Genomic DNA, 24,958 nt, shown 5'->3' with positions numbered 1-24,958 from the left:
GGTAAGTTAGAGTTTAGCGTAATACAGCACCACAATCGCCAAGAGTGACAAAGCCACAAATCCCCAGCCGGATTTTTTCAGTTTTTCTTGGAATAGCACTACCCCAGCAATAACGCCTAGTATGACCACCAGAATGTTCATGCTGGCAAAAATGATGGCTGGATTGCTGGCCAGCTGCTGATGTGCCTTGATGTAAAACCAGATATTGCAAAAATTTAATGTGCCGAGCATTAACCCCAGCCCAATATGGCGGGGCTGTAGCAACAGTTTCAACTGGCGTTGTATGGCTTGCCACAGACACAAGCCCAACAAGGCAATACCAAAACTGGCACACAGGGCGGTACTGGTAGAATAGCCCAGCGTGGAAATATATTTCAGCAATACATCGACAGCGGCATAACCTGCCCATACCGCCAGCAATAACCCACTCGAATGCTTTAGCGCACCAACCGGCTTGCTGCTACCTTTGCTACTCAAAATCAGGCCCAGCACGCCGCCCAAACCCAGTACAATCCCCAGCAGCTTGAGCCAGTTAAAGCTTTCGTCAAACAGCAAAAATGCCGCCAATAATGACAGCACCAACGACATACGCTGTGCCACTTCAGTTTTAATCAGGCCAGCATGGTGTAATGAACGGGCTAGTGTCACAAAAATCACAGGCAACAAAAGACCCAGTGCCAAAAAGGCCAGCCACGATCCGTAGTTGATATGCTGTAGGCTGCTAAAATTCGGCTTCAGCAATACAGCGCTCAAGCCAATGGCCGCTACATAATTCCAGCTAATCAGTGCAATTGCAGTAAAACCCTGCGATTTTGACCACTTTAAAACCAGTGACACCAGCACACTGCACAGCGCCGCAAGCAGCAATTCCGTCATTATAAGTTTACGAAAGCCCCAAAGCAGTCAGTATAAAACGGGTAAAACTCTTGGCAATAAAAAACGGCCGATTTCTCAGCCGTTCTTGAAAATTTTAACTATTTTTGGTCTTTAACTGATCACGGATTTCACGCAATAGCTTGATGTCTTCAGGTTCCGGTGCCGGTTTTTCATCGGCTTTTTTGGGTTCTTCCTTGTTGGCATGAATGCGACGCAGGCGGTTAATGCCTTTGACCATCAGGAACACGATCCATGCCAGCAGCAGGAAATTAATTAAAATGGTCAGGAAACTACCATAGCTCAGCACATTGACCCCTGCCGCCTTAAGGTCAGCCAGTGATGTCAGGTTATTGGGATTATCGCCCAGCACAATAAACCACTGGGAAAAATCCACATCACCGCCAACAATCCACGAAATAAATGGCATAAAAATATCTTTCACCAGTGAATCAGTAATCTTGCTAAAGGCACCGCCAATAATCACACCCACTGCCAGGTCAATCATGTTGCCCTTGATGGCAAACTCTTTAAATTCTTGCAGAATGCTCATGCAATCACTCCAGTTATGGTTTTCATATAGAAAATTTATCGCATAACAATATGTTATTTAAATTAAAAACAGCTTTAATACTGTGTCAGGTTTTACTGTAATGTTTTTGCCAAAAAAAGGAACGGGTTCACACAGTTTTGCAACACAATAAAAAACCACCTGCCTAAGAGATAGACAAGTGGTTTTTGCTAACTTCGTAAAATCACGTATTTAGCACTACAGTAGGCACACTGCTTTTATGGCAGTGGGCTTATTCTGGTTTAATACATGCTTACTTACGACCAGCGCGTTTACGATCATTTTCAGTCAGGAATTTCTTGCGCATACGAATCGATTTTGGAGTTACCTCAACCAGTTCGTCATCTTCAATAAATTCCAACGCCTGTTCCAGCGTAAATTTAATGGCTGGCGTCAAGGTCAGCGCTTCATCCGTACCACTGGCACGCACGTTGGTCAGCTGCTTGGCTTTGGTTGGGTTAACCACCATGTCATCACCACGGGAGTTAATGCCTACGATCATGCCTTCATACACTTCAAGCTGTGGCTCGGCAAACAAACGGCCACGATCCTGCAGGAAATACAGGCCATACGCCAGACAAGTGCCATTGGCCATGGAAATCAGCACACCATTTTGACGTGATGCCCCTGTTCCGCTTTTAACCGGGCCATAATGCGAGAAGCTGGAAGTCATGATGCCTGAACCGGATGTCATGGTCAGGAACTCGGAGCGGAAACCAATCAGGCCACGTGATGGCACAGTGGCTTCAATACGGATACGGCCTTTGCCGTCTACTTCCATATTGGTCAGCTCGCCACGGCGGTTACCCATTTGCTCCATCACGCCGCCCTGATGCTGTTCTTCCACATCAAAGGTTACGTTTTCAAACGGCTCGTTCATCACGCCGTCAATTTCTTTCATGATCACTTCAGGACGCGATACACCCAGCTCAAAGCCTTCGCGGCGCATGTTTTCAATCAGTACCGACAAGTGCAATTCGCCACGGCCAGACACCTTGAAACGGTCTGGAGAATCAGTGTCTTCAACACGCAGTGCCACGTTGTGAATCAGTTCACGTTCCAGGCGCTCACGGATATTACGTGAGGTCACAAATTTGCCTTCTTTACCAGCAAATGGCGAGTTGTTGACCTGAAAAGTCATGGAAACAGTTGGCTCATCCACAGACAGTGGTGGCAATGCTTCAACAGTTTTCGGGTCACAAATGGTGTCAGAAATGTTTAGTGCATCAATACCGGTAATACAGACAATGTCACCAGCAGACGCATCTGGCACTTCAACGCGCTCAAGACCATGGTAGCCCATGATTTGCAGGATACGACCGTTACGCTTGTTGCCTTCTTTATCTACCACCACCACCGGGGTGTTGGTTTTAACTGCACCGCGCTGGATACGGCCAATCCCGATTACGCCCACAAAGCTGTTGTAATCCAGACTGGAAATCTGCATCTGGAACGGGCCATCAATATCAACTTTTGGCGGCTCAACAATGTCTACAATGGTCTGGAACAGTGGGGTCATGTCATCGGCCATGTCGGCTGGGTCATTACCGGCAATACCATTAAGTGCAGAGGCATACACCACCGGGAAATCCAGCTGTTCATCGCTGGCGCCCAGATTGTCAAACAGGTCAAATACCTGATCCATTACCCAGTCAGGACGTGCGCCCGGACGGTCAATCTTGTTCAGTACCACAATTGGCTTTAGGCCACGGGCAAAGGCTTTCTGGGTTACAAAGCGGGTTTGTGGCATTGGGCCATCTTGCGCATCAACCAGCAGCAGTACGCAGTCCACCATGGACATAACACGCTCTACTTCACCACCAAAATCGGCGTGTCCTGGGGTATCCACGATATTAATGCGGTATTCCTGATTGGTACGCTTATCTAACCACTTAATGGCCGTATTCTTGGCCAGAATGGTAATACCGCGCTCACTTTCCAGCGCATTGGAATCCATCACACGCTCAATTTCACCAGCACGGTCGCCCAGCGCGCCAGACTGTTGCAACAATTTGTCGACCAGTGTGGTTTTGCCATGGTCAACGTGCGCAATAATGGCAATATTGCGTAAATCTTTTACACTTGAATCACTTGCATTAGATGACATTCAATTAAATCCGGTAGTTTGTACATACGTATGTACACAGTTTATTTTACTAGCACCCATCTGAATGCAAGCAACTAAAAATTTGGACGCGAAATTATATCAGAGAACCGGTTACAGCATTGGTTTTTTTAAACACCTCATACTGGTTACTTTGTAACCACCCCATCGGGCCAGCAAAACCAGACCAGACTTTTTCATCCTGCCTTGATTCTGACGGTTCAGATTTTCATTGTGGCGCACGCAGAATTCATTAGGCAAGTTCTGCTAAAATTTCATTTTTAAACCAGACACGTTACAGGGGCATGGCATGGATCCGCGCAGCGAAGTAATTTTACGGCAGCTCGATTTTTTTAAGGGTTCCGTATTACTGGCAGGCCTGCCAGCCGATCAGCTCATTCACGCGCTAAAACCACAGATTAGCAGCCTGTGTGCGTGGTCTTGGCACTTTGGAGAATATAGTGCCTTGACACAGCTTAGCAGTGACTGTCATTTTTCAGCCGAACCGCCAGAACAGCAATTTGATCAGGCCATTATCTTTTTGCCCAAATCAAAAGAACTCACCAATTATTTATTACAGCGCATTGCCAGCCGGTTAAAACCTCAGGGCGAGCTGTTTCTGGTGGGTGAAAAGCGTGCTGGCATTGAGCGTGCTGCCAAGCAGTTACAGCCTTATGGCAAAACCTTAAAACTCGATAGCGCCCGGCATTGCCAGTTGTGGCAATGCAATTTGTCCGGCCCTGTTAACGACAAGCCACTGATTGATTGGGCCAAAACCGTTGTGCTGGAACCATTTGATCATTTAAAGGTAGTTAGCCTACCCGGTGTATTTAGCCATGGTGAGTTGGATCATGGCACTGCCCTGTTGCTGCAACATCTGGACAATTTGCCCAAAGGCGACTTGCTGGATTTTGGTTGCGGTGCAGGTGTGATTGGCTGTTTTTTAAAGAAAAAATATCCTCAGCAAACCGTGCATTTCCTGGATGTCGATGCCTTTGCACTGGCTGCGACCCGCTTAAGTCTGGCTGCCAACCAGATTGCTGAGGATGACGGTGTTCACCTGATTGCCGGACGTGGCATTGCTGATGCCCCGCACAATCTGGGCGCCATTATTAGCAATCCGCCGTTTCATCAGGGCATTCATACCAGCTATCAAGCCAGTGAAGATTTGCTTACTCAGGCCGTGCTGCACCTTAACCCTTCCCATTATTCAGGAAGTGAATTAAGGATTGTTGCCAACAGCTTTTTAAAATATCCTCCGCTGCTCAAAACCCATTTTGGCCATTGTCATGTCCTTGCCCAGGGGCATGGCTTTCATGTATACCAAGCCAAACGCAGCTAGTTTTGCGCTGGTTTTCTTACATAAACCTGTTGTTTCATACTGTCTTATTTAACCGGATATTTTTTTTATCATGGCCAGCCCACACCCTGAAGCGCCGCACTTACAGCGCAAACTCAAAGCCCGCCATTTAAACATGATTGCCATTGGCGGCTCCATTGGCACCGGCCTGTTTCTGGCATCCGGCAGTACCATTGCTGCGGCTGGCCCGGCAGGTGCATTGCTGGCCTATGCCCTGATTGGCGTGATGGTGTTTTTCCTGATGACCAGTCTGGGTGAAATGGCAGCTTACCAGCCGGTTTCCGGCTCATTTTCCACCTATGGTGAGCGCTATGTGGAAAAAGGCTTTGGTTTCGCGCTGGGCTGGAACTTCTGGTACAACTGGGCAGTGACCATTGCTGCCGAGCTGGTTGCTGCACAGATTATCATGGGGTTCTGGTTCCCTGAGGTGAATGGCATCGTGTGGAGCGGCGGCTTTCTGGCGCTCATGTTTTTGCTTAATGTCATTTCAGTCAAAGGCTTTGGCGAAAGTGAATTCTGGTTTTCACTGGTTAAAGTTATTGCCGTAATTATTTTCATTGGGCTTGGGCTGGCCAGTATCTTTGGCCTGATGCATGGCGTACAGTCACCCGGCTTTAGCAACTGGACGCATGGTGATGCGCCGTTTGTAGGTGGCCTGCAGGCCATGGTTGGGGTTGCCATGATTGCCGGATTTTCCTTTCAGGGCACCGAGCTGATTGGTGTGGCAGCCGGGGAATCGGAAAACCCCAAAAAGACCATCCCACTCGCCATCAAGCAGCTATTCTGGCGCATCCTGATGTTTTACATTCTGGCCATTTTTGTAATTGGCACGCTGATTCCCTACGATGACCCGCGCCTGCTGCAAGCCGCCAGTAACAATGACATTACGGTATCACCATTTACCCTGCTGTTTGAACGCGCCGGCTTTGCCTTTGCCGCCAGTGTCATGAATGCAGTCATCCTGACTGCCATTTTGTCGGCTGGAAATTCCGGCATGTATGCGTCAACCCGCATGCTGTATAACCTGGCCAAAGAAGGCAATGCGCCGCGAATTTTTGCCAGATTGAGTAAAAACGGTGTACCGCGTAACGCCTTGCTGGCAACCACGCTGATTGGTGCATTGTGTTTTTTAAGCACCTTTATTGGGGACAAACAGGTATATGTCTGGCTGCTGAATACCTCAGGGATGTGCGGCTTTATTGTGTGGCTTGGTATTGCAGTAGCACATTACCGCTTTCGCAAGGGCTATATTGCCCAAGGCTATCAGCTCAGCGAATTGCCCTATCAAGCCAAGTTTTTCCCGTTTGGCCCATTGTTTGCCTTTGCGTTATGTTTGTTTATTACTCTGGGGCAAAATTATCAGGCTTTTATTGGTGAGCACATCGACTGGCAAGGTATTATTTCGGCTTATATCAGCATTCCCATTTTCTTGGCCATCTGGCTGGGCTATCGCTGGAAGTATAAAACCCGTTTTGTTACCTATACCGAAATGGATGTGCGGCCTTACCGGGGCGATTAAACCGCACTGTCCGGCACATAGTCTCTAAAGCAATCTCCAAAGCAGTTTCCAAACAATAGCGGCAAAATTTATCCTCATTTATTACAACGAATAGTGTTTACTAAACAAGCCCCTGTCAATCAAGCAGTGGGTTTGTTTTTGTACTCATCTACTTTTTGTACATCAGCTTTTTCTTCGATTTGCTCACAGGCTTCTTTTGCCAGCTTCAGGTATTTTTCCCTGAATTTTTCTAACGATGCGGCATCCATGTCTTCCAGATTTAACAAGCTATTGTCTACGGCCTGCTTGACCCGAATCAGTTCATCCAGTTTAAGCTGAATCGCCGTGGTGTCAGTATTCTGGGTATTCTGGATTAAAAACACCATGAGAAAGGTAATGATGGTCGTCCCCGTATTGATCACCAGCTGCCAGGTATCACTGTAATGAAAAATCGGCCCGGACACTGCCCAGACAATCACCACCAGCGTGGCGATTAAAAAGGTTACTGGCCGGCCTGAATACTTGGCTGCCTGCTTGGCCAGCCCTTCATACCTATGCGTCATGCTCATGATCTATGTCCTGTTTTTATCAAGTGTATCCTTAAAATAATCTTAAAAATTGACTCCTGATGCGAGCATAGTTTTTTTATAATTTGTTGATTAAACGTGACTTGCAGATTAAACCTAGCGTAATAGTCCTTTGTTTCTCCCGATATAACAGCATGAGTTTTTGCCCTGTGCCGGAAAGTATTGCATTTTTGCGGATTCAACTTATAATAATTGCCCTGCATAAACCAGCTATCCCCAAGTGATATGCTGATTTACCAGATTCCATTGATTCCCTAATTTTAACCAATTAAAAGGAGGATGTTGTGCTAAACCCTAATTTGAAGAAAAACCTGACTGTTTAGCAAACATCTGCCCGTTCGGATGTTTGCCAGACTTAAAAACGGTAAATATCCGAATGCATAAGCCAAAAGCTCAGCATTCGCTGGGTTTTTTTATACCTGAAAAAACCCGTACGGTAAGACGTACCCCGGTTAGCACTGCAAGGTTTTTAAGGTGCACAGGTGCGCTGTCGTTGATATTTACCATGATCAATTTTTTAAATGGAAAATAATCATGGCCATACAAATGACCATTAACGCCAGAGATGATGCTCAGACCCTTAATAATTTGGGCTATGGCGTTCCCATCAAGATTTTCACCACAGATATCGACGCGGATGCCATTGAGCAGCTTAAGAAAGTAGCGCAATTGCAGTTTATTCATTCGCATGTGGCGGTAATGCCGGATGTTCACTTAGGGATTGGTGCCACAGTCGGCAGTGTAATTCCTACCAAAAATGCCATTATTCCTGCGGCTGTTGGTGTGGATATTGGTTGCGGCATGAATGCAGTCCGGCTTGGCTTAAATGCCCGCCAACTGCCGGATGACTTGCGCCGTATCCGTAGCGATATTGAACGCAAGGTGCCCGTCGGTTTTGCCCTGCACAAACAGGTAAAGGCCAAGGCTTCCACACTGAGCCCGCTGGACAAGCGCCTGAATACCATTATTGCCAAGCATCCGGGCCTTAAGCGCATGCTGAAAAATTTTGACCAAACCTGGCAAAAACAGCTCGGTACTTTGGGTGGTGGCAACCACTTTATTGAACTGTGCGTGGATGAACAGGATCAGGTCTGGGTGATGTTGCATTCCGGCAGCCGTGGACTTGGCAATTGTATCGGCACCTACTTTATTGAACTGGCTAAAAAGGAAGCACAGCATCGCTTTGGTCATGTACCCGATAAGGACCTGTCGTATTTTGCAGAAGGCTCTGCCAGTTTTGATGACTATGTGGAAGCCGTACACTGGGCGCAGGATTATGCCTATGAAAACCGCCGTGAAATGATGCGACTGGTTTTGGAAGCCATTCGTCCCCATTTGCCACCATTTCAGTTATCCAAGGAAGCAGTGAACTGCCACCATAATTATGTACAGCAGGAGCAGCATTTTGGTGAAAATGTCTTTGTGACCCGCAAAGGGGCTATCCGTGCAGGAACAGATGAACTGGGTATTATTCCCGGATCAATGGGCACAAAATCCTATATTGTGCGTGGCAAAGGTAATCCCGAATCGTTTTGTTCCTGCTCGCATGGCGCAGGCCGGAAAATGAGCCGGAGCAAGGCAAAGCGACTGTTTACCCCTGATGACCTGAGCCTGCAAACTGAAGGTATTGAATGCCGTAAGGATGGTGGCGTAGTTGATGAAATTCCCGCAGCCTACAAGGACATTGATCAGGTGATGGCTAACCAGACCGATCTGGTTGAAGTGGTTCATACTTTAAAACAGGTTTTATGTGTGAAAGGTTAAAGACATAACATTTGTCAGGAGCAAGCTATGAAAGTTAAAAAAATGCCAGCGTTTCAGGAACGCAATCATCTGGCGCTGCATCCGCTACTGCATAAAAGTGGTGTACATCAAAAGCAGGATATTGATGTGGCCAGAATGCGTGAGCGCCGCGCCACCAAGCAACGACTTAAAAAGAACTTATGGGAGGATTCTTAAATGACTCACATAGTTTTTATATTCAAAACCTTCAATAAGAAAGCCGCAGTTATTGCGGCTTTTTTTATAGATTTACGGTTCAATACTGCTTGGCAACTTTTAGTTGGCTGGCACCTGATCAGCCGGAATAATCACCGTACGGCTACCTTTGATTACCGCATAAACACGGCGGTTTAAGGCACGGCCATCTGGTGTTGCATTGGTTGCAATCGGGCTATCCCAAGCAAAACCCTGTGTAGTCAAGCGGCTAGAATTGATACCAAATTCATTCACTAGCATGCTTTTTACTGCATTGGCACGTGCCAATGCCAGTCGCTCATTCAATTGGCGCGAACCGGTATTGTCAGTATGGCCTTCGATTGTAGCTGCGGCATTGGGATATTCCTGTAACTTGGTCGCAACCTTGGCTACTTCAGGCTTGTACTGCGCCTTAATTACCGATTTGTTGGTATCAAAGAAAATCCGCAATTCCATGCGTAAGTCTTCAGTCAACTCTTTTGGCGGTAAAGGTGCTGGTATTGGAGTTGGTGCAGGTACCACAACAGGTGGCGGTGGAGCAACTGGCTCAACCGGAGCAATGGGTACTGCTGGTTTTAAGTGGCCACCCAATACCAGATTCAGACCAGCAATTGCCTGTGGTTCCCAGATTTTATTATCAAAGTTATAAATGGCCCGGCCTTCGGTGCGAATTGATAATGAATCATTAACACGCCAGAACACCCCTAATCCTGCATTACCAATTGTGTCTGTAGATTCAGTGCCTACATTGCCCGCAGTGTCATCAATTTCATACTTGGCCTGACCGCCACCCAGCATCATATAAGGCTTTACCTTGCTGTCATAGTTTTTGGTGATCAAATCAGAAGTGACGTAAAAATTACCCAGAAGGTTTTTCTGCTTGGCATCGTAGGTATCAGTGGTCAGGCTAGTAGTACCGTTTTTCAGTTTAGCATCGGCATGGGTTTCACCGTATTCCACTTCAAAACCAAGCCCTGGCGTGAGTTCAAGGCCAATTGCGGCACCGGTATACACATCATTATCCAGTTGGTAGCCTGTGCTGGCCTGATTCACATTAAATTGTTCAGTACGCTCACGCTTCTTTGCATTATCAGGATACCAGGTATAACCCAGAATCAGTGGGCTCACCGTAACACCTGCTGTAGCCGCAGTAAAAGGAATAGCCATTAGCATGGCCAGCACAGCACGACTCAATTGCATCAATCTCTCCAGAGTTGTAAGAATTTATTAATAACGCGAAGCGTAATTGAAGCTACAAGTAAACAAAACAGGTAACAAAATATTTTTACCCAATAGCGTACAAGTGTCACAAACAATGAATTTAAATAACCAAGTGGTATTAAACATGTATTTTTTCGCTAACACTAATTCATAATATTTTTATAGCTAAAATCAGACTTTACTTAAAAATTTTAGGCAAAAAAATAGCCGCACAGGGCGACTATTTTTCTAATCAACTAACTTGCAATACTTGAGAATTACTCAGTAGTAGCAGTAGTAGATGGTGCAGTGGTTGGAACCTGATCAGCAGGAACTTGATCAGCCGGCACAGTTACAGTACGGCTACCAGTGATTACTGCATAAACACGACGGTTCATTGCACGACCTTCTTTGGTGTTGTTCGGTGCAATTGGACGATCCCATGCATAACCTTGAGTGGTTAGACGGCTACCATCAATACCGTATTGGCCAACCAGCATAGACTTCACAGAATTTGCACGAGCCATGGACAGGCGCTCGTTCAGTTTACGTGGACCAGTGTTGTCAGTATGACCTTCGATCATTGCAGTCGCATTTGGATACTCTTGCAGTTTCTGGGCAACTTTAGCAACTTCTGGCTTGTACTGCTCTTTGATATTAGACTTGTTAGTATCAAAGAATACACGAAGTTCCATTTTCAGGTCTTCGGTCAGCTGTTGTGGCTCAGGAGTTGGCTCAGGAGTTGGTTCAACAACTGGTGGTGGTGGTGGAGCAACTGGCTCAACCGGAGCAACTGGAGCAGCAGGCTTCAGGTGACCGCCCAGAACCACTTGCAGGGCAGCAATACCCTGACCTTCCCACCAGTTATTGTCAAAGTTGTGCGTTGCACGAGCTTCAGTACGCAGGGTCAGTGCGTCATTTAACTGCCACAGTACACCGGCACCTAGGTTACCAATGGTATCGTAAGAACGGTAGTCAACACCAGGATTGTCTACAGTAATACGGCTATAACCAGCACCAATCAGACCGTAAGGCTTAACTTTGCTGTCGTAGTTACCAGTAAATACGTCAGTAGTTGCAATCAGGTTACCGCTTAAAGTTTCATGCTTGGCATCGTAAGGAACGCCAGCGTAGAAACCAGTAGTATTTGCAGATGGACCATTTTTTGGACCAGTGTTATCTTCATTATGTTGAGCATCAGCCTTGGTTTGCTGATATTCAACTTCGGCTTGCAACCATGGAGTCAATTCCAGACCAATGGCAGCACCAACAGACAGGTCATCAACCAATGCAACGCCGCCAGGAATACCATTACCTGGTAAACTGCCAGCAGCATTACGATCTTTTAATGCTTCATTCCGCATTTTGTCCTGAGTGTCTTCTGGATACCAGTGATAGCCCAGCATTAATGGGGTTACGGTTACACCTGCATTTGCGGCAGCAAACGGAGCTGCAACTAACATCGCGAGCGCAATACGACTCAGTTTCATGGATTCCTCCAGATGTTTAAAAAATTTGTTGTTCAGTGTTTAGCCTACTTGATTTTTCGGCCCACTGGAATAGTTAAATAACTATTTTTCCAGCATTTTTAAGTCTTCATGTTACACTAAGATTACTTCATTACCCAGTACCCGCTTTCCAGGTGTGTTCCGAAGTAACTCCATAGAGCGAAGTATTGATAAAAATTTTTACATCTTCCGTTGCAGTTTAGTAAGTTTCACGTTGCAGAGTCAATACTTTGTATTCTTTAAAGAAATTGTTGAGCTTTTTTTATTAGACAGAGTAGTCTATACTTAAATAAACCAAATAAATGATCTATTTCAATAAGATAATTTTTATTTGACATCTAATAATACCTGTTTGAGAAAACTTAAAATGCATCTTTCAAAAAAATTAACCGGTTTTACACTGGTTGAACTGGTTACAGTGATAGCAGTTATTTCTATTCTTGTTATGATTTCAGCACCTTTTTTTAATTCTTTGTTAAGAAGTTCTGAATCAATCCAAGTATTTAATCGTTTTTACCCTGCCCTCAGTGATGCGCGTATCAAGGCAGCAACCCTGCATTATGCAGTGGGAGTATGTGGCAGTAGCAACCATCTTAGTTGTGATAATGATTGGAACAAAGGTGCTTTGCTGTTTATTGACCAGAACCAGAATCGAGCTCTAGAGAATACTGAAACTATCCTGAATTATTATCCGACCAATATTAAATATGGCCAGGTCAGCTGGCGCGGTGCAGGTAGCAACAACTCACAGGTTTTGCTATATACCGCTGAGCGTGGTCGTCTGGACATGAGTAACGGTAGTTTCCGTTATTGTGCTGAGGAAAATTACTGGCACCGCATGATTATTTTACCCAAAATTGGCAGTCCAAGACACTCAAAGGACAGTAATGGAGATGGTATTGATGAAACAGCCAGTGGTGCCAATATCACCTGCTAAATCAGCCACATGACGCTAATTTTCCGTTTTATCACCGTGGCTACCTATATTTTTTGTATACTATGCCCATTTTATATGGGTGCACCTATTTTCCTTTTTATTCGGGGTGCGCATGCTAGGAGTGGAATATGTCTGAATCAGTTGTGATTGTTAATGGCGCACGCACCGCAATGGGCGGCTTTCAGGGCTCACTGGCCAGTGTAACTGCACCAGAGCTGGGTGCAGTGGCTATTCGTGAAGCAGTACAACGTGCTGGCTTGCAACCTGCTGATATTGAAGAAGTCATTATGGGCTGTGTATTACCTGGTGGCTTAAAGCAGGGTCCTGCACGTCAGGCTATGCGTCAGGCTGGTTTGCCAGATAATACCGGTGCAGTTACCATCAATAAACTGTGCGGCTCTGGCATGAAAGCAGTGATGCAGGCCACTGACATGATCAAGGCTGGTAGTGCCAATGTCGTGGTGGCTGGTGGCATGGAATCCATGACCAATGCACCTTATGTACTGGCAAAAGCCCGTGGTGGCTTCCGTATGGGTCATGGCGAAATCAAGGATCATATGTTCCTTGATGGCCTAGAAGACGCTGAAACTGGCCGCTTGATGGGTTCTTTTGCCCAGGATATGGCCAATAAAATGAGTTATACCCGTGAGCAAATGGATGACTTTGCCATTCGTTCACTAAAGCGCGCACAAACTGCTATCAATGAAGGTTACTTCAAGGATGAGATTGTACCTGTGCCGGTAAAAACCCGTAAAGGTGAAGAAACTGTTGCTCAGGATGAACAACCGCTTAACGCCAAGCTGGACAAGATTCCAGGCTTAAAGCCAGCGTTTGCCAAAGACGGTACGATTACCGCAGCCAATGCCAGTTCAATTTCTGATGGTGCTTCTGCACTAGTACTGACCTCTGAATCCAATGCACAGGCTAAAGGCTTGCAGCCACTGGCGCGCATTGTTGCCACATCCAGCAATTCGCAACATCCTAGCGAATTTACTATTGCACCGGTTGGAGCAATCCAGAAAGTGCTAGACAAAGCTGGCTGGAAGGCTGAAGAGGTTGATCTATGGGAAATCAATGAGGCATTTGCCATGGTGACTATGGCTGCCATTGACAAGTACAATCTGGATGCTGAGAAAGTCAATATTCATGGCGGTGCCTGTGCGTTAGGCCATCCAGTAGGCTCTACTGGTTCACGGATTATCCTGAGCCTGATTCATGCCCTAAAACGTACTGGTGGCAAGAAAGGTATTGCTGCCCTGTGCATTGGCGGCGGTGAAGCGACCGCTGTTGCCATTGAATTGATGTAAGTTTTTCTGGCTTAATTCATAATCTAAAACACGTTAGTCAGGATAGGCAGATTTTACTGCCTATCCTTTTTAGGATGTCTTTCCTAAAATTTTAAATACAAGTTTCTCTACTACAAAAAATGGTTTTATATAATGATTTTTAATGCAAAATTCCTTGCTTTGCTTTCCTGTGCTGTAGTTTTAACCTTGACAGGATGTGACAAGAAAGCGCCCGTAACTGAAAAAACACCTGACGTGGCAAGTAAAAGCTCAACCATACCTCCTGCCAACACGGATTTAAACTGCACAGACAGCGCATGGGTCAATTCACTGCAAACCGACCTAAAAGATAAATTCACTACCTTGACCCTGGCTTCACTCAAAGAAGCTTATTACAGCTATGACACTAACGAGTTGAAGGAATGGAATCGGTTAATTCAATTTAAAATATCCGGCATTCGTACCGATAAAGCCAGCTCAACCGATAATAAGATTTCCTGTACGGCAATTTTAACTGCTGAGTTCCCGCTAGCGCTGCTGGTCAATTCCTATAAGGCGCGAAACCGCAGCTATAACTCCTGTCAGGATACTGATTACACCTGTATACGGCAAAGTCTTGAAGAAGAATTAACCGTAAAAGAATTTGCACTGGAGGGTAATCAGATCAGTCAAAGCTACCACTACACCATTGCCAAAAGCGATATTGGTGAATCTATTATTAGCCGTAATACTGACCCGGCTTTAAGTAGTTATCTGCGTGATATGATGAGCTATGGTCTGCATCTGGCAGCTCTTATCGAAGAAGAAGCCGAAACTAGGGAGGAGAATGAGCAAATTAGCGCAGAAGAGGAGGCTAAATATAAATTAGTTGGTGATGCCATGGATATCCGCCTTAATGAAATTAATGAACTATTGGCTAAAAGAACTGAGCAGTTAAATACGTTATGGGAAAGCAAACCAAAGGCCTTTCAGGAAGCCAATCTGGCTAATCAAAAAGCCTGGTTTAAAAAGCGTGATGTCGAATGCAAGATTGAATCACAAAAGCCCTATGACGACATTGCAAAAAAAGATCGAGAGCAATATGCGTTTAATACACAAGAATGGACGCATGAATTAAGCGATAAAGATCAGGAAATCCGCTTTAAGAAGTGCACTAATGAGCGCATTGATTACCGTATGAATCAACTGGCAGAAATGAAATAAATTTTAGTATTACGGCTATCTAACGGCAAAGGTCATTAAATAGCCGCAGATATAAATTTAAAAATAATTTAATTATTTAGAAGTTAAAATTAGATTTGTAGGTCTACAAAAAAATGAAAAGATCGGTTTTAAACCTTTTATTGGGCAGTTTAATTGTAGCCGTTGCAGGTGGCGGATTTTATTACTATCAGCAGGGTTTTAAACCAAAAGCTCACCTTACATTAGCAAATTCCAGTTCATTAGCTGATGCTTCCGTGGTAACTGACCATGTATTAAAGCCTGATCCTTATGTGCTATTAAAAGACTCTATTAAAACCCTTGCCCAGAGTAAGCAATTTAGTGATTTTATTAAAACCGATCAGCTTTTACAGCAACACTTAAATCAACTGTCATTAGCGCAGCGCTATGAAGTAATGGAAAGCTTTCTGCGGGCAGTCAATCAGCATATTTCGCTGGTAGATGGAGAAAAACGAGAATTAAGCCTCAATGATGAATTATTTTTAGAAACAATCTCAGAGGAGGATCAAGCCAACTCTGATACAGGTTCTGATATAAAGCCAAAACAGCGTTATCCTTATGAAAAATTTGCCACTAAATTAATTTCTACTTTACCACCGCTACAAGCCAACTGGTTAACGCAGGCGCTCAACTATGATTTTGAAATCCTAAATATTGGCGAAGGTTTCTATACGATTCGGTTAAATCCTAATTATCTGGTAAAACATTTTGCCCCTGCTTTATCAAGAACTGACCAGATTTTTATTAAAGCGCTAGCACAGCAGAATCAGGAACAATTCTATTATGATGCTGGGATTGCTATTACCTGGAAAGAATTAGGAGAGCGCGCTGTTTTTTGGGAACAATATGCCCAGAAATATCCCAAGTCTTTTTTTGCTAAAGATGCAAAAGTATTAGCAGATTATTATTTATATTTTTTTATTTATGGTATGGATAATACTCATCCTCTTCAATATTTTGATGAACAGGAAAATAAACCTGTAATTGAAAGTGAAGCCGAGCAAGCGTTTATGTTGATTAAAGATAAATATCCCAATTCAAATGTCAGCCAAAAAATAAGACAGTTTGAAAATTCAGTAATGAGCGACCAAAAGATTATCGAACCTGTGGAGCCAACTGAACGCAGCATACTCATGGGCCAGCTATAGCAGTTATTAACTTAAACTTTTCCTAGTTTCTTCAAAACTTCAGCCACTGCGACCATGCCAAACGTCGCAGTGACAGCTACAGCCGAGCCATAGCCACCACAACGCAGGCCAGCACTACTATTAACTGCAGTTTCACAAGCGGCTGTATTGCTAAACGGATTATCCACTGAATAAATACAGGTAATGCCAAACTTGTCCTTGGGCTTTTTGCAGATTCCCTTGTTGCGCAGTTCGCTACGGATCTTGGCCAGCATCGGGTCTTGCTCGGTTTTGGATAAATCTGCTACCCGGATTTTTAGCGGGTCTAATTTCCCCCCTGCCCCACCCGACACAATTAATGGAATCTTATTAAAACGGCAATGGAGAATTAGCGCAATCTTGGCTTTTACATCATCAATGCAATCTAAAATAATATCGGGCTGATATTGCTCAATCAGTGTTTTTAGATTATCTGGGGTAAGGAAATCATCAACTAAATTTAAACGGATGCGTGGATTAATACCTTTAGCACGTGCTGCCATAACATCAATTTTGCCATGGCCAAAGGTTTCAGTGAGCGCCGGAAGTTGTCGGTTGATATTGGACGCCACTAGCACATCCATATCAATCAGCGTTAGTGTGCCTACCCCACTACGTACTAATGCCTCAACAGCCCACGAACCCACACCGCCAATACCAATTACCATCACATGTGCCTGCTCAAAATGGCTAAATGCCTGTTCGCCATAAACTTTGGCAGATCCAGCAAAGCGACGTTCATATTCGTCGCTGTCAGTAGTAAGTTGCGTGGCAAAAGGATCAGATGACAGTGACATGTGGATAAGACCAGTCCAGATTGAGGGCTTCACAGGTATTTTGCCAAATTTGCCGGGCCAGTGCTTGTTTTTCTTGCTGAAGATAGCTGGCAAGGCTATCCAGTACAAACGGCAAATTGGCTGGCGTATTGCGGGTACGATGCTCATGCGATTGCTGGCAGCATAGCGGTGTCATATCCGGGCAATCGGTTTCCAGTACCAGATGATCTGCGCCAACGGCCTGAATCACCTGATGCAAGCGCTTGGCATTCGGATTGGTCACCTGTCCAGTTACCCCAAGTTTAAATCCCATCTGTATAAATGCCTTGGCTTCCTGTATTCCGCCACCAAAGGCATGGGCAATACCACCCTGCTTGAAGCGATGTTTTTTTAATAGGGCCAGTGTTTCTGCATGTGCACGACGAATATGCAATAGCACTGGTAGGTTGTACTGTTGCGCCAGTTCCAGTTGTGCTGAAAAAAATTCCTGTTGCCGAGCAAACACTTCGGGTTGTTTCATTTCCTTGGTAAAGGTATCCAGTCCGATTTCACCAATAGCCACCACCTGCTGGCTTTTAAGTAATTGCTCAAGCTTTAACAAATGTTCAGTTGTATGCTCATGAATATAAAAAGGATGCAGCCCGGGTGCCAGCAAAGCTTGTGGATGCTCTGCTGCTGCCTGATTAATTTGCTGCTGCACCTGTACCAATGTATCAAAGCGCTCTGCCAGAAAGCCAATCAGTACTACTGCTTGCACACCCCGCTGCTTGGCAAGCTTTGCCAATACCAGCCGGTCATGATCAAACTCCGGCACATCAAAATGTGTATGCGTATCAATCAGTGGTAGCGGAAGCATTTTGCTCAGCAGCAGCTTGTGGTTGTTGCAGTAACTGTTTTTGCAATTGCAGGGGTGGCGTCAGGTATTCTGGCTTGATAATCCCGGTTAACTGGGCATAAGGAATAGTGAACTCCGGCATGCCTACTGCATAAGGGCCAATTTCATACTGCCCGTATGAAAACACCAAGCCTTCACTGCCGAAGGTGAAATTATCGGTCAGCTTGAACGGCCAGTCCTGTTCATATTTTGCCAAGTCAGCAGAGAGGCCATTTTGCTTCACCCAGTATGCATATTGCTGATGCACCAGTTCATGCAGTTTAGGTTGTTGCTCAGCCAGCATGATATCGGCCAATTTAAGCTGCTTTTTCTGCTTTAAATCCAGAGTGTAATAGTTATCCAGCGCGCTGCCATGTGCGCCGCCTGTATAAAACGCTGCACTCAGTTTGAACAGGGCAATATTGCCTTTCTCACCCAAAAACTCAGGAGTAACCTGCATGGTATAAGGCACCGGGGCACCACGCGCTACGCTGTCCTGTTTGGCTGCCTGAACAAAACGATCCACATTGGCTTGCAAGGTGGTCAGCTTGGCAGGTTGTTCACTGAGCTGCACATTGGATAACTCAAGGATTTTTTGATCCAGAAACTGGTTAATCCACGGCTTGTCAGTTTCCAGACGCTGAATATCAACCTGCGGGCAGCCTTCGCCCTCACAGGCAGGCAGCACATAACTTGCCTTTATGGTCTTGGCACTAAGCTGACCCGTAGCAGCCTGTGCTGCTGTCGTTGCAGGGGTGGGTGTTTTAACCTGTTCAGCAGTTTCATTATGTTTTTGACAGGCCGTGACGCCAAGCAAGCAACTACAGGCCAGCATGCTACTCAGTACAATTTTATTCATAAGATTAATGCATGGTTGTTTAAAAAACTGTTTTGATTTTAAAGCTAAATTTAATAATTTTGATCAGTAGTGCTAAGGTGATTTTATGGTTAATCTGTAATTGATGAAGACTTTTCACCACAATCTGTACACGGCGTTGAGCTTACTGTCCCGTTCTGTGGTTTAACTTCTGGTTTTGGGAAGCCCTTGTCTCGGTGCAGGCTACGCGGCATGAATAAGGCCATTAAAGCCACTGCCGATAATTTGACAACTGACTTTAATGGAAAGTGCTGCTGATTGTTCCAGGCAGGTTTAGTGCTCACGGGTTGACCTAAACTCAATATCCGGCCAGCGCTCCTGCATGATTTGCAGGTTGACCCGGCTTGGCGCCAAATAAGTCAGGTGGCCGCCCCCATCCAGTGACAGTTGATCATGCGCTTTTTTCTTGAATTCATTTAAGGTCTTTTCATCGTCACAGTGAATCCAGCGCACAGTATTGACGCTAATTGGTTCATAGACACAATCGACTTTATATTCTTCTTTTAAACGATAGGCCACCACATCAAACTGTAATACCCCAACTGCCCCCAGAATCAGGTCATTGCTGATTTGTGGCATAAATACCTGCGTTGCCCCTTCTTCTGATAATTCCTTTAAGCCTTTTTGCAATTGCTTTGATTTTAAGGGATCTTTTAAACGAACACGGCGAAACATTTCAGGAGCAAAATGTGGAATCCCGGTAAAGTGCAAATTCTCGCCATTGGTAAAGGTATCGCCAATCTGAATGGTGCCGTGATTATGCAGGCCAATAATGTCACCGGGCCATGCTTCTTCCAGATGTTCACGCTCACCAGCCAGAAAAGTCAGTGCATCACTAATCCGCACTTCCTTGCCCAGCCGCACATGGTTCATTTTCAGGCCTTTTTCATACTTGCCGGAACAAATACGCATAAAGGCAACCCGGTCACGATGTTTGGGGTCCATGTTGGCCTGGATCTTAAACACAAAACCGCTAAATCCTGCTTCGGTAGCATCTACCTGACGCTCTTTGGCAGGATGAGCTTTGGGAGCTGGTGCCCAATCTACAAAGGCATTTAAAACCTGATCGACCCCAAAATTGCCCAGCGCTGTACCAAACAGCACAGGTGTTTGTTTCCCTGTTAAAAACTGCTGCTGGTCAAAATCCTCATGCGCCATTTGTGCCAGCTCAAGGGATTCTTCAAAGGCCTGAAACGCCAGTACACCCACTTTTTCACGGATATCCGGATAATCATAACCCTCACGGACTTCGAGCTCGACAATGCGGGAACCTTGCCCATGCTGGTATAAATAGGTTTTATTTTGGCCCAGATGATAAACACCCGCAAAGTCCTTGCCCGTGCCAATCGGCCAGGTAACTGGCACGCATCGAATCTTCAGCACGCTTTCAATTTCATCCAGCAGCTCAAGTGGATCACGAATTTCACGGTCCATTTTGTTGACAAAGGAAATGATGGGCGTATCGCGCATACGGCACACTTCCATCAGCTTGATGGTGCGCTCCTCAACGCCCTTTGCACCGTCAATCACCATCAGGGCAGAATCCACTGCGGTGAGTGTGCGATAGGTATCTTCGGAAAAGTCTTCGTGTCCCGGTGTATCCAGCAAATTAATAATATGGTTTTTATAGGGAAATTGCATGACCGAAGTCGTGATGGAAATGCCACGCTCTTTTTCCATTTCCATCCAGTCCGAAGTGGCAGCACGGTCAGACTTGCGACTTTTAACAGTTCCTGCCACCTGAATGGCCTTGCCCCACAGTAGCAACTTTTCAGTCATGGTGGTTTTACCGGCATCCGGGTGACTAATAATCGCAAAGGTTCTGCGCTGCGCAACTTGCTGCGCCAGCTCTTGAGCAAAATCAGTCATAACCACCAATCCAACAGACCAAAAAAAATAAGGCGCGAATTATACCATGTGAACGAGGAGAAGCGGAGTATTACTCTACCTGGGCGCAAGACCTTGCGACATATATGTCTCATATGCTCAAATGCGAGAATTAGTGGCTTTACTTCGTCTTGCAGAACGTTGTTGTTCATCCACCCGAGTGCAAGATAAGCGCTATGGTCGATGTAGCAAAGACTTAGAACGACCACACCTTATCATTTTGCCGCGTGACCTTGATCTACTAGACCTACCTCTACAATTAAGGTAAGCAAAGATGTAGCATCCAGATTATCTGGCTGGCTTCAACTACACTACGCGCCTATTTTATAAGCTGCATTATTTTATGAGTAACCTGCAAGATATTACTAAGCATGTAACCCGCTTTAGAACTGCCATGGAAACCTTACGTGATCAACCTGAAATCTATCCTCATTTACATTACGCTGGCAGTAACCTGAATACTTTTCCAATCCTATGGTGCGATTACACCAGTGAAATGCTAAATGCCTATTTAAAGTCAAAAGGCTATGCTGATTTTAATATTGTCACTGCTTTTAAGCTACGTGGTAGCCGTAAATGCCATGTGTGGCTCACCGATGATCATATCGTGATTGATATCACTGCTGACCAGTTTGGCAAGCGCAAATATCCTAAAGTCCTGATTTGCCAGCCCAGTGACTATTTGCTTAAACATCAGTACAGAAAAATTTTTAGCATTGAAAATATTACTCACAGTTATCATGATCCGATGCAGCAGAAGCATCACATTTATCAGGCGATTAACGAGTTACTGGAAGGCTAGCATTTTAATTGCATACAAAACCGCCCTATGTCAGGCATTCGTTTTAATAGCTAAGTAATAACTTTCTCCATTATTATTTGTTTTGACAAGCCATATTGTCAAAATAATGCCAGTAGCCTACTATGCAGGGAACCCATTTTTCTTCCCTCAGGTAACTCACATGCTAAAAACACAAAAAGTCCATATCGTTCAGGAATTTGATTTTCCGGTTGCCAAGCTATTTGCTGCGCTCAGTGAACATGAAAACCTGCGCCAGATTTTTGCACCAATGAATATTCAGCGCCTTCAGGATGGTAAAGATAGCCGCAATGGCGTGGGTTCAGCCCGTAAGATGTCTTTACCGCTGGCACCATCCTTTGTTGAAACCACACTGGTCTATCGTGAAAATGAATTGATTGAATATGCCATTACCAAAGGCATTGCACCCATTAAAAATCACTATGGCATTATGAAGTTTATTGATTTGGGTAATCGCTCACGCTTGGACTACACCATTGAATTTAAAGGCCGACTGCCACTGATTGGCCCGATTGTTAAGGCCAGCCTGCAAAGTGGCATTAAAAAGGGTTTAAAGAAACTCAAAGTTTAAAATACTTTTGCTGGTCTAAAAGCTGGCTGCTGGTTAAAGCAAAAAATAAATCCCAGCCAACAAAAAGCGGCCCATTGCTTGAGCCGCTTTTTTCATGTGTTACCCAAAGGCTTAGGTACGTGAAGGCCTAGGTACGAGGACGTTTTACCGGCCAGCACATTTTAAAGCGTGCACCGCCCAAGTCCGGACTTTGGTCTACACTAATGTGACCGCCAAACCAGAATGCAATCCTGGACACAATGGAAAGCCCCAAGCCATAGCCACCCGCAGAACCCGCAGCACGTGTCCGGCTGTCATCCAGACGGGAAAATGGCTCAAAGATTTTTTCACGATCTTTCTCCGGGATACCCGGGCCATCATCTTCCACGCAGATATAAGCCTTACCGTTTTCCACGCCGCCACTAATGCGGATCTTGCGGTTGGCATAACGCATGGCATTACCTGCCAGATTTTGCATTACCCGGTGCAGATACAGTTTTTCTGCAGAAACCAACAGCTCATGATCCGGTTCCAGCGTGAGCACCTGTGGCTCTAGCCCCAGATTGCGGGTTTCTTCAGCAACCTGACGCACCAGCTTATACAGTGCTACTTCTTCAAAATTCAGGGATGGCGTGCCTTGCTCCAGCTTGGCATAGGTGAGGATTTCATCAATCAGGGTATTGAGAGCTTCAATATCCTTATCAATCATCAGTTGCTGTTCCAGACGACTTTCATAATCATCGGTGTCAGCCAGCATTTCCACCCCAAAACGCACTCGCGCCACCGGAGTACGCAGCTCATGCGATACTGCACGGGTGAGTTCACGCTGGGCTTCAATCAGGCGCTTGATGTGCTCGGCCATGCCGTTGAAGCTCAAGGCCAGTGTATCAATTTCATCTTCGCCATCCACTTGCACGCGCGCATCCAGATTACCAGTACGCACCTGATTCAAGCCATTGCGCACCAGCCGGATCTTACGTTCCAGTGGCAAAATCAGTGAATACACGCCAAGGCTAATCAGCAGCAGACCAATCAGTGTAACGCTGGCAAACAGGTGAAATGGCAGCCAGTTAAACATGGGAATCGGGCCCATAACCAGCACTTCATTGCCATTGCCAGTTGGGCTAACCACCGAAATACTGGTGCCAGTCGCTGATGCGCCATCACGCAACAGCATGATCACTTCTTTACGGCGAATCCGGGATAACTGGTCAATATCTAGTCCCAGCTTGCTCACTGACTGAATCGAAATCGGATAGGGAAAATGTTGACGAATTTCTTTTAGGCGTTTTTGTTCCTGACCCGGGTAATACACCAGATCATCCAGCATAAAAACTGCCATGGCTTTAATTTGCTGTTCACCCGCCTTATCAACCCGGGTGGCTAATAGCAAATTTTCATTGGGAACTTTGGTATAAATGTCTGCCTGAATTTTATCGCTGTTATAACGAACGACTGATTTTTCGTGTTCCAGCAATTCCTGTTCGCGCCGACTAAATTCAATGGAATCGTTAGGCACCAGTTTAAGCGGTAGATTCAGCAGGATACTGGCATCATCCAGCCAGTTTTGTCGGGTTTGCGCAGAGGTCTGGCGGGCAATACCTTGGGTAATGATATAAAATACACCGGCGGCCATTTCCTCACGGTAGGCCTGTGCACGCTTATAATTTACACCTTGTACCAGCAGGTAGGCAATGAGCGCGACTACCACACATAATAAGACAAGACTTGCGTAAATACGAAAAAATATACTATGCCGCAATCTTAAACCTCATTATTTTCAACGCCAGCTACAGGAGCGCGTGTATTTTAAAAAACGACATATTCTAAGGCAAATTTTATGAAACACAATTTAAAGTGACAAAAAACACACTGTTCGCTGAATAAACAGGTCAACCAGTGTGCTTTTGCGTTTAATTTATAACTATTATTGGTGTAGGGTGTTCTGAAAATCACAAGCCGTTGGTCGACTCTTTAACAAACAGATAGCCCTTACTGCGTACGGTCTTGATGCGTTTCGGGTTTTCCGGATCATCGCCAATTTTTGGACGGATACGGGAAATACGCACATCAATGGAACGATCCTGACCATCGTATTCAATACCACGCAGACGCTCAAAAATGTCTTCGCGCGACAGGATACGGCCAGCATTGGATGCCAGTAACCACAACAGATCATATTCAGCACTGGTAAAATCAACCAGTTCGCCAGACAGGGTCACTGAGCGGCCACCGTTATCAATCACCAGATCATCAAACTCAAGACGCTGAGCGACTTCTTCGTCAACCACTTTATCGGTACGGCGCAGCAAGGCACGAATACGGGCTAGTAGCACACGAGGCTGTACAGGTTTTGGCACGTAATCATCCGCACCCATTTCCAGTCCCAATACCTGATCCATGTCTTCAGTACGGGCAGTCAGCATCAGAATCGGATGGTGATAATGAGGACGAACTTCGCGGCAAACGGTCAGGCCATCTGCACCCGGCAGCATTACATCCAGCACGACCATATCTGGTTGCTCGGCAATAATACGGCGAATGGCACGGTTACCATCCGTTTCAACACCAACTTCCAGGCCATTTCTGATCAGGTAATCCTGGGTTAATGTTGCCAGACGTTCGTCATCCTCAACAATTAAAATCCTTGGCAATTTCTCTTCTTGCGTCATCTGTTTTTCCCCAAAATAAGCTGAGTATCTGTTAAAAATAAAGTAGATACGGTCTAATTACCTTGCGCCAATATACACCGTTTACATTGTAAACAATATGCCATTCACCAAACTGCTACAGCAAGCCCCGGAATTGATGGAAATTTGTTACATCAGTTATCCGCTTGGCTAAAAATACTTCCCCCAGTTACATTTTGATTTTTTACTTGGGTTT

The 24,958-nt window shown here is 45.4% G+C and carries 22 protein-coding genes; 10 read left to right on the top strand and 12 right to left on the bottom strand.

The window, feature by feature from the left end:
- Nucleotides 1–6 precede the first annotated feature (6 nt).
- The 3 genes from Q337_RS0112520 to typA form a co-directional block, all read right to left on the bottom strand.
- On the bottom strand, nt 7–876 hold the full coding sequence (locus tag Q337_RS0112520) for an EamA family transporter (protein WP_026471882.1): 870 nt from the start codon (nt 874–876) through the stop codon (nt 7–9).
- A 94-nt stretch (nt 877–970) separates the two neighbouring features.
- Complete coding sequence (gene mscL / locus Q337_RS0112515; protein WP_026471881.1) at nt 971–1,426, bottom strand: large conductance mechanosensitive channel protein MscL; 456 nt, start codon at nt 1,424–1,426, stop codon at nt 971–973.
- Between the two features lie 271 nt (nt 1,427–1,697).
- Nucleotides 1,698–3,551 carry a translational GTPase TypA gene (typA, locus tag Q337_RS0112510; RefSeq protein WP_026471880.1) on the bottom strand — a complete coding sequence of 618 codons (1,854 nt, stop codon included), beginning with the start codon at nt 3,549–3,551 and terminating at the stop codon, nt 1,698–1,700.
- Between the two features lie 307 nt (nt 3,552–3,858).
- Between typA and Q337_RS0112505 the strand changes: the two genes are divergently transcribed.
- Entirely contained in the window at nt 3,859–4,890 is a 1,032-nt protein-coding gene (locus Q337_RS0112505) for a class I SAM-dependent methyltransferase (protein ID WP_026471879.1), read from the top strand.
- 70 nt (nt 4,891–4,960) lie between these two features.
- Entirely contained in the window at nt 4,961–6,427 is a 1,467-nt protein-coding gene (locus tag Q337_RS0112500) for an amino acid permease (RefSeq protein ID WP_034280290.1), read from the top strand.
- 119 nt (nt 6,428–6,546) lie between these two features.
- On the opposite strand, the gene Q337_RS0112495 is transcribed toward Q337_RS0112500, so the two are convergent.
- The gene (locus Q337_RS0112495; RefSeq protein ID WP_026471877.1) at nt 6,547–6,975 is read right to left on the bottom strand and encodes a low affinity iron permease family protein; all 429 of its coding nucleotides are present in this window, start codon (nt 6,973–6,975) and stop codon (nt 6,547–6,549) included.
- Between the two features lie 552 nt (nt 6,976–7,527).
- Between Q337_RS0112495 and Q337_RS0112485 the strand changes: the two genes are divergently transcribed.
- Together Q337_RS0112485 and Q337_RS19030 are read left to right on the top strand one after the other, a co-directional pair.
- On the top strand, nt 7,528–8,757 hold the full coding sequence (locus tag Q337_RS0112485; RefSeq protein ID WP_026471875.1) for an RtcB family protein: 1,230 nt from the start codon (nt 7,528–7,530) through the stop codon (nt 8,755–8,757).
- Nucleotides 8,758–8,784: 27 nt separating this feature from the next.
- Entirely contained in the window at nt 8,785–8,952 is a 168-nt protein-coding gene (locus tag Q337_RS19030) for a hypothetical protein (protein ID WP_169733764.1), read from the top strand.
- A 99-nt stretch (nt 8,953–9,051) separates the two neighbouring features.
- On the opposite strand, the gene omp38 (Q337_RS0112475) is transcribed toward Q337_RS19030, so the two are convergent.
- Both omp38 (Q337_RS0112475) and omp38 (Q337_RS17700) read right to left on the bottom strand, forming a co-directional pair.
- Nucleotides 9,052–10,170, bottom strand: a complete 1,119-nt coding sequence (gene omp38, locus Q337_RS0112475; protein ID WP_026471874.1) for an outer membrane protein Omp38 — start codon at nt 10,168–10,170, stop codon at nt 9,052–9,054.
- A gap of 278 nt (nt 10,171–10,448) precedes the next feature.
- On the bottom strand, nt 10,449–11,660 hold the full coding sequence (omp38, locus tag Q337_RS17700; RefSeq protein ID WP_051526860.1) for an outer membrane protein Omp38: 1,212 nt from the start codon (nt 11,658–11,660) through the stop codon (nt 10,449–10,451).
- Between the two features lie 385 nt (nt 11,661–12,045).
- Here omp38 (Q337_RS17700) and Q337_RS17695 point away from each other — a divergent pair, with 385 nt between their 5' ends.
- From Q337_RS17695 to Q337_RS18425, 4 genes are all read left to right on the top strand, one after another.
- Nucleotides 12,046–12,615 (top strand): GspH/FimT family pseudopilin, encoded by a 570-nt coding sequence (locus tag Q337_RS17695; RefSeq protein ID WP_051526859.1) that lies wholly within the window; start codon nt 12,046–12,048, stop codon nt 12,613–12,615.
- Between the two features lie 128 nt (nt 12,616–12,743).
- Entirely contained in the window at nt 12,744–13,922 is a 1,179-nt protein-coding gene (locus Q337_RS0112460; RefSeq protein WP_026471873.1) for a thiolase family protein, read from the top strand.
- A 132-nt stretch (nt 13,923–14,054) separates the two neighbouring features.
- Nucleotides 14,055–15,104, top strand: coding sequence for a hypothetical protein (locus Q337_RS0112455; protein WP_026471872.1), 1,050 nt, complete (start codon nt 14,055–14,057; stop codon nt 15,102–15,104).
- A gap of 113 nt (nt 15,105–15,217) precedes the next feature.
- Nucleotides 15,218–16,270 carry a hypothetical protein gene (locus tag Q337_RS18425; RefSeq protein WP_026471871.1) on the top strand — a complete coding sequence of 351 codons (1,053 nt, stop codon included), beginning with the start codon at nt 15,218–15,220 and terminating at the stop codon, nt 16,268–16,270.
- 11 nt (nt 16,271–16,281) lie between these two features.
- Here the strand turns inward: Q337_RS18425 and Q337_RS0112445 are convergent, their stop codons facing one another.
- The 4 genes from Q337_RS0112445 to Q337_RS0112430 form a co-directional block, all read right to left on the bottom strand.
- Complete coding sequence (locus Q337_RS0112445; protein ID WP_051526858.1) at nt 16,282–17,085, bottom strand: tRNA threonylcarbamoyladenosine dehydratase; 804 nt, start codon at nt 17,083–17,085, stop codon at nt 16,282–16,284.
- Complete coding sequence (locus Q337_RS0112440; protein ID WP_034280288.1) at nt 17,069–17,920, bottom strand: TatD family hydrolase; 852 nt, start codon at nt 17,918–17,920, stop codon at nt 17,069–17,071. The genes Q337_RS0112445 and Q337_RS0112440 overlap by 17 nt, the downstream gene beginning before the upstream one ends.
- Nucleotides 17,898–18,797 carry an RsiV family protein gene (locus Q337_RS0112435; protein WP_026471868.1) on the bottom strand — a complete coding sequence of 300 codons (900 nt, stop codon included), beginning with the start codon at nt 18,795–18,797 and terminating at the stop codon, nt 17,898–17,900. The genes Q337_RS0112440 and Q337_RS0112435 overlap by 23 nt, the downstream gene beginning before the upstream one ends.
- A gap of 291 nt (nt 18,798–19,088) precedes the next feature.
- The gene (locus Q337_RS0112430) at nt 19,089–20,684 is read right to left on the bottom strand and encodes a peptide chain release factor 3 (protein ID WP_026471867.1); all 1,596 of its coding nucleotides are present in this window, start codon (nt 20,682–20,684) and stop codon (nt 19,089–19,091) included.
- A gap of 361 nt (nt 20,685–21,045) precedes the next feature.
- On the opposite strand from Q337_RS0112430, the gene Q337_RS0112425 reads away from it, so the two are divergent.
- On the top strand, nt 21,046–21,504 hold the full coding sequence (locus tag Q337_RS0112425) for a hypothetical protein (protein WP_026471866.1): 459 nt from the start codon (nt 21,046–21,048) through the stop codon (nt 21,502–21,504).
- Nucleotides 21,505–21,664: 160 nt separating this feature from the next.
- Nucleotides 21,665–22,093 carry an SRPBCC family protein gene (locus Q337_RS0112420; RefSeq protein ID WP_026471865.1) on the top strand — a complete coding sequence of 143 codons (429 nt, stop codon included), beginning with the start codon at nt 21,665–21,667 and terminating at the stop codon, nt 22,091–22,093.
- Between the two features lie 127 nt (nt 22,094–22,220).
- Here Q337_RS0112420 and Q337_RS0112415 read toward each other — a convergent pair whose 3' ends face one another.
- Entirely contained in the window at nt 22,221–23,783 is a 1,563-nt protein-coding gene (locus Q337_RS0112415) for an ATP-binding protein (protein ID WP_322835832.1), read from the bottom strand.
- Nucleotides 23,784–24,024: 241 nt separating this feature from the next.
- Nucleotides 24,025–24,744 (bottom strand): response regulator, encoded by a 720-nt coding sequence (locus Q337_RS0112410; RefSeq protein WP_026471863.1) that lies wholly within the window; start codon nt 24,742–24,744, stop codon nt 24,025–24,027.
- Between the last annotated feature and the right edge of the window lie 214 nt (nt 24,745–24,958).

Source organism: Alkanindiges illinoisensis DSM 15370 (assembly GCF_000619845.1).
GTDB classification, from domain to species: Bacteria; Pseudomonadota; Gammaproteobacteria; order Pseudomonadales; family Moraxellaceae; genus Alkanindiges; species Alkanindiges illinoisensis.
The sequence above is the reverse complement of the archived record's forward strand: the minus strand, read 5'-3'. Positions and strand labels throughout refer to the sequence as shown.

What these genes read in the sequence shown, in the direction of transcription:
- Q337_RS17695 (WP_051526859.1), top strand. Translation starts at nt 12,046, where the DNA reads ATGCATCTTTCAAAAAAATTAACCGGTTTTACACTGGTTGAACTGGTT.
- omp38 (WP_051526860.1), bottom strand. Translation starts at nt 11,660, where the DNA reads ATGAAACTGAGTCGTATTGCGCTCGCGATGTTAGTTGCAGCTCCGTTT.
- Q337_RS0112460 (WP_026471873.1), top strand. Translation starts at nt 12,744, where the DNA reads ATGTCTGAATCAGTTGTGATTGTTAATGGCGCACGCACCGCAATGGGC.
- Q337_RS0112485 (WP_026471875.1), top strand. Translation starts at nt 7,528, where the DNA reads ATGGCCATACAAATGACCATTAACGCCAGAGATGATGCTCAGACCCTT.
- Q337_RS0112455 (WP_026471872.1), top strand. Translation starts at nt 14,055, where the DNA reads ATGATTTTTAATGCAAAATTCCTTGCTTTGCTTTCCTGTGCTGTAGTT.
- Q337_RS0112500 (WP_034280290.1), top strand. Translation starts at nt 4,961, where the DNA reads ATGGCCAGCCCACACCCTGAAGCGCCGCACTTACAGCGCAAACTCAAA.
- Q337_RS0112440 (WP_034280288.1), bottom strand. Translation starts at nt 17,920, where the DNA reads ATGCTTCCGCTACCACTGATTGATACGCATACACATTTTGATGTGCCG.
- Q337_RS0112425 (WP_026471866.1), top strand. Translation starts at nt 21,046, where the DNA reads ATGAGTAACCTGCAAGATATTACTAAGCATGTAACCCGCTTTAGAACT.
- Q337_RS0112495 (WP_026471877.1), bottom strand. Translation starts at nt 6,975, where the DNA reads ATGAGCATGACGCATAGGTATGAAGGGCTGGCCAAGCAGGCAGCCAAG.
- omp38 (WP_026471874.1), bottom strand. Translation starts at nt 10,170, where the DNA reads ATGCAATTGAGTCGTGCTGTGCTGGCCATGCTAATGGCTATTCCTTTT.
- Q337_RS0112410 (WP_026471863.1), bottom strand. Translation starts at nt 24,744, where the DNA reads ATGACGCAAGAAGAGAAATTGCCAAGGATTTTAATTGTTGAGGATGAC.
- Q337_RS0112445 (WP_051526858.1), bottom strand. Translation starts at nt 17,085, where the DNA reads ATGTCACTGTCATCTGATCCTTTTGCCACGCAACTTACTACTGACAGC.
- Q337_RS0112505 (WP_026471879.1), top strand. Translation starts at nt 3,859, where the DNA reads ATGGATCCGCGCAGCGAAGTAATTTTACGGCAGCTCGATTTTTTTAAG.
- typA (WP_026471880.1), bottom strand. Translation starts at nt 3,551, where the DNA reads ATGTCATCTAATGCAAGTGATTCAAGTGTAAAAGATTTACGCAATATT.
- Q337_RS0112420 (WP_026471865.1), top strand. Translation starts at nt 21,665, where the DNA reads ATGCTAAAAACACAAAAAGTCCATATCGTTCAGGAATTTGATTTTCCG.
- Q337_RS19030 (WP_169733764.1), top strand. Translation starts at nt 8,785, where the DNA reads ATGAAAGTTAAAAAAATGCCAGCGTTTCAGGAACGCAATCATCTGGCG.
- mscL (WP_026471881.1), bottom strand. Translation starts at nt 1,426, where the DNA reads ATGAGCATTCTGCAAGAATTTAAAGAGTTTGCCATCAAGGGCAACATG.
- Q337_RS0112435 (WP_026471868.1), bottom strand. Translation starts at nt 18,797, where the DNA reads ATGAATAAAATTGTACTGAGTAGCATGCTGGCCTGTAGTTGCTTGCTT.
- Q337_RS0112520 (WP_026471882.1), bottom strand. Translation starts at nt 876, where the DNA reads ATGACGGAATTGCTGCTTGCGGCGCTGTGCAGTGTGCTGGTGTCACTG.
- Q337_RS0112430 (WP_026471867.1), bottom strand. Translation starts at nt 20,684, where the DNA reads ATGACTGATTTTGCTCAAGAGCTGGCGCAGCAAGTTGCGCAGCGCAGA.
- Q337_RS18425 (WP_026471871.1), top strand. Translation starts at nt 15,218, where the DNA reads ATGAAAAGATCGGTTTTAAACCTTTTATTGGGCAGTTTAATTGTAGCC.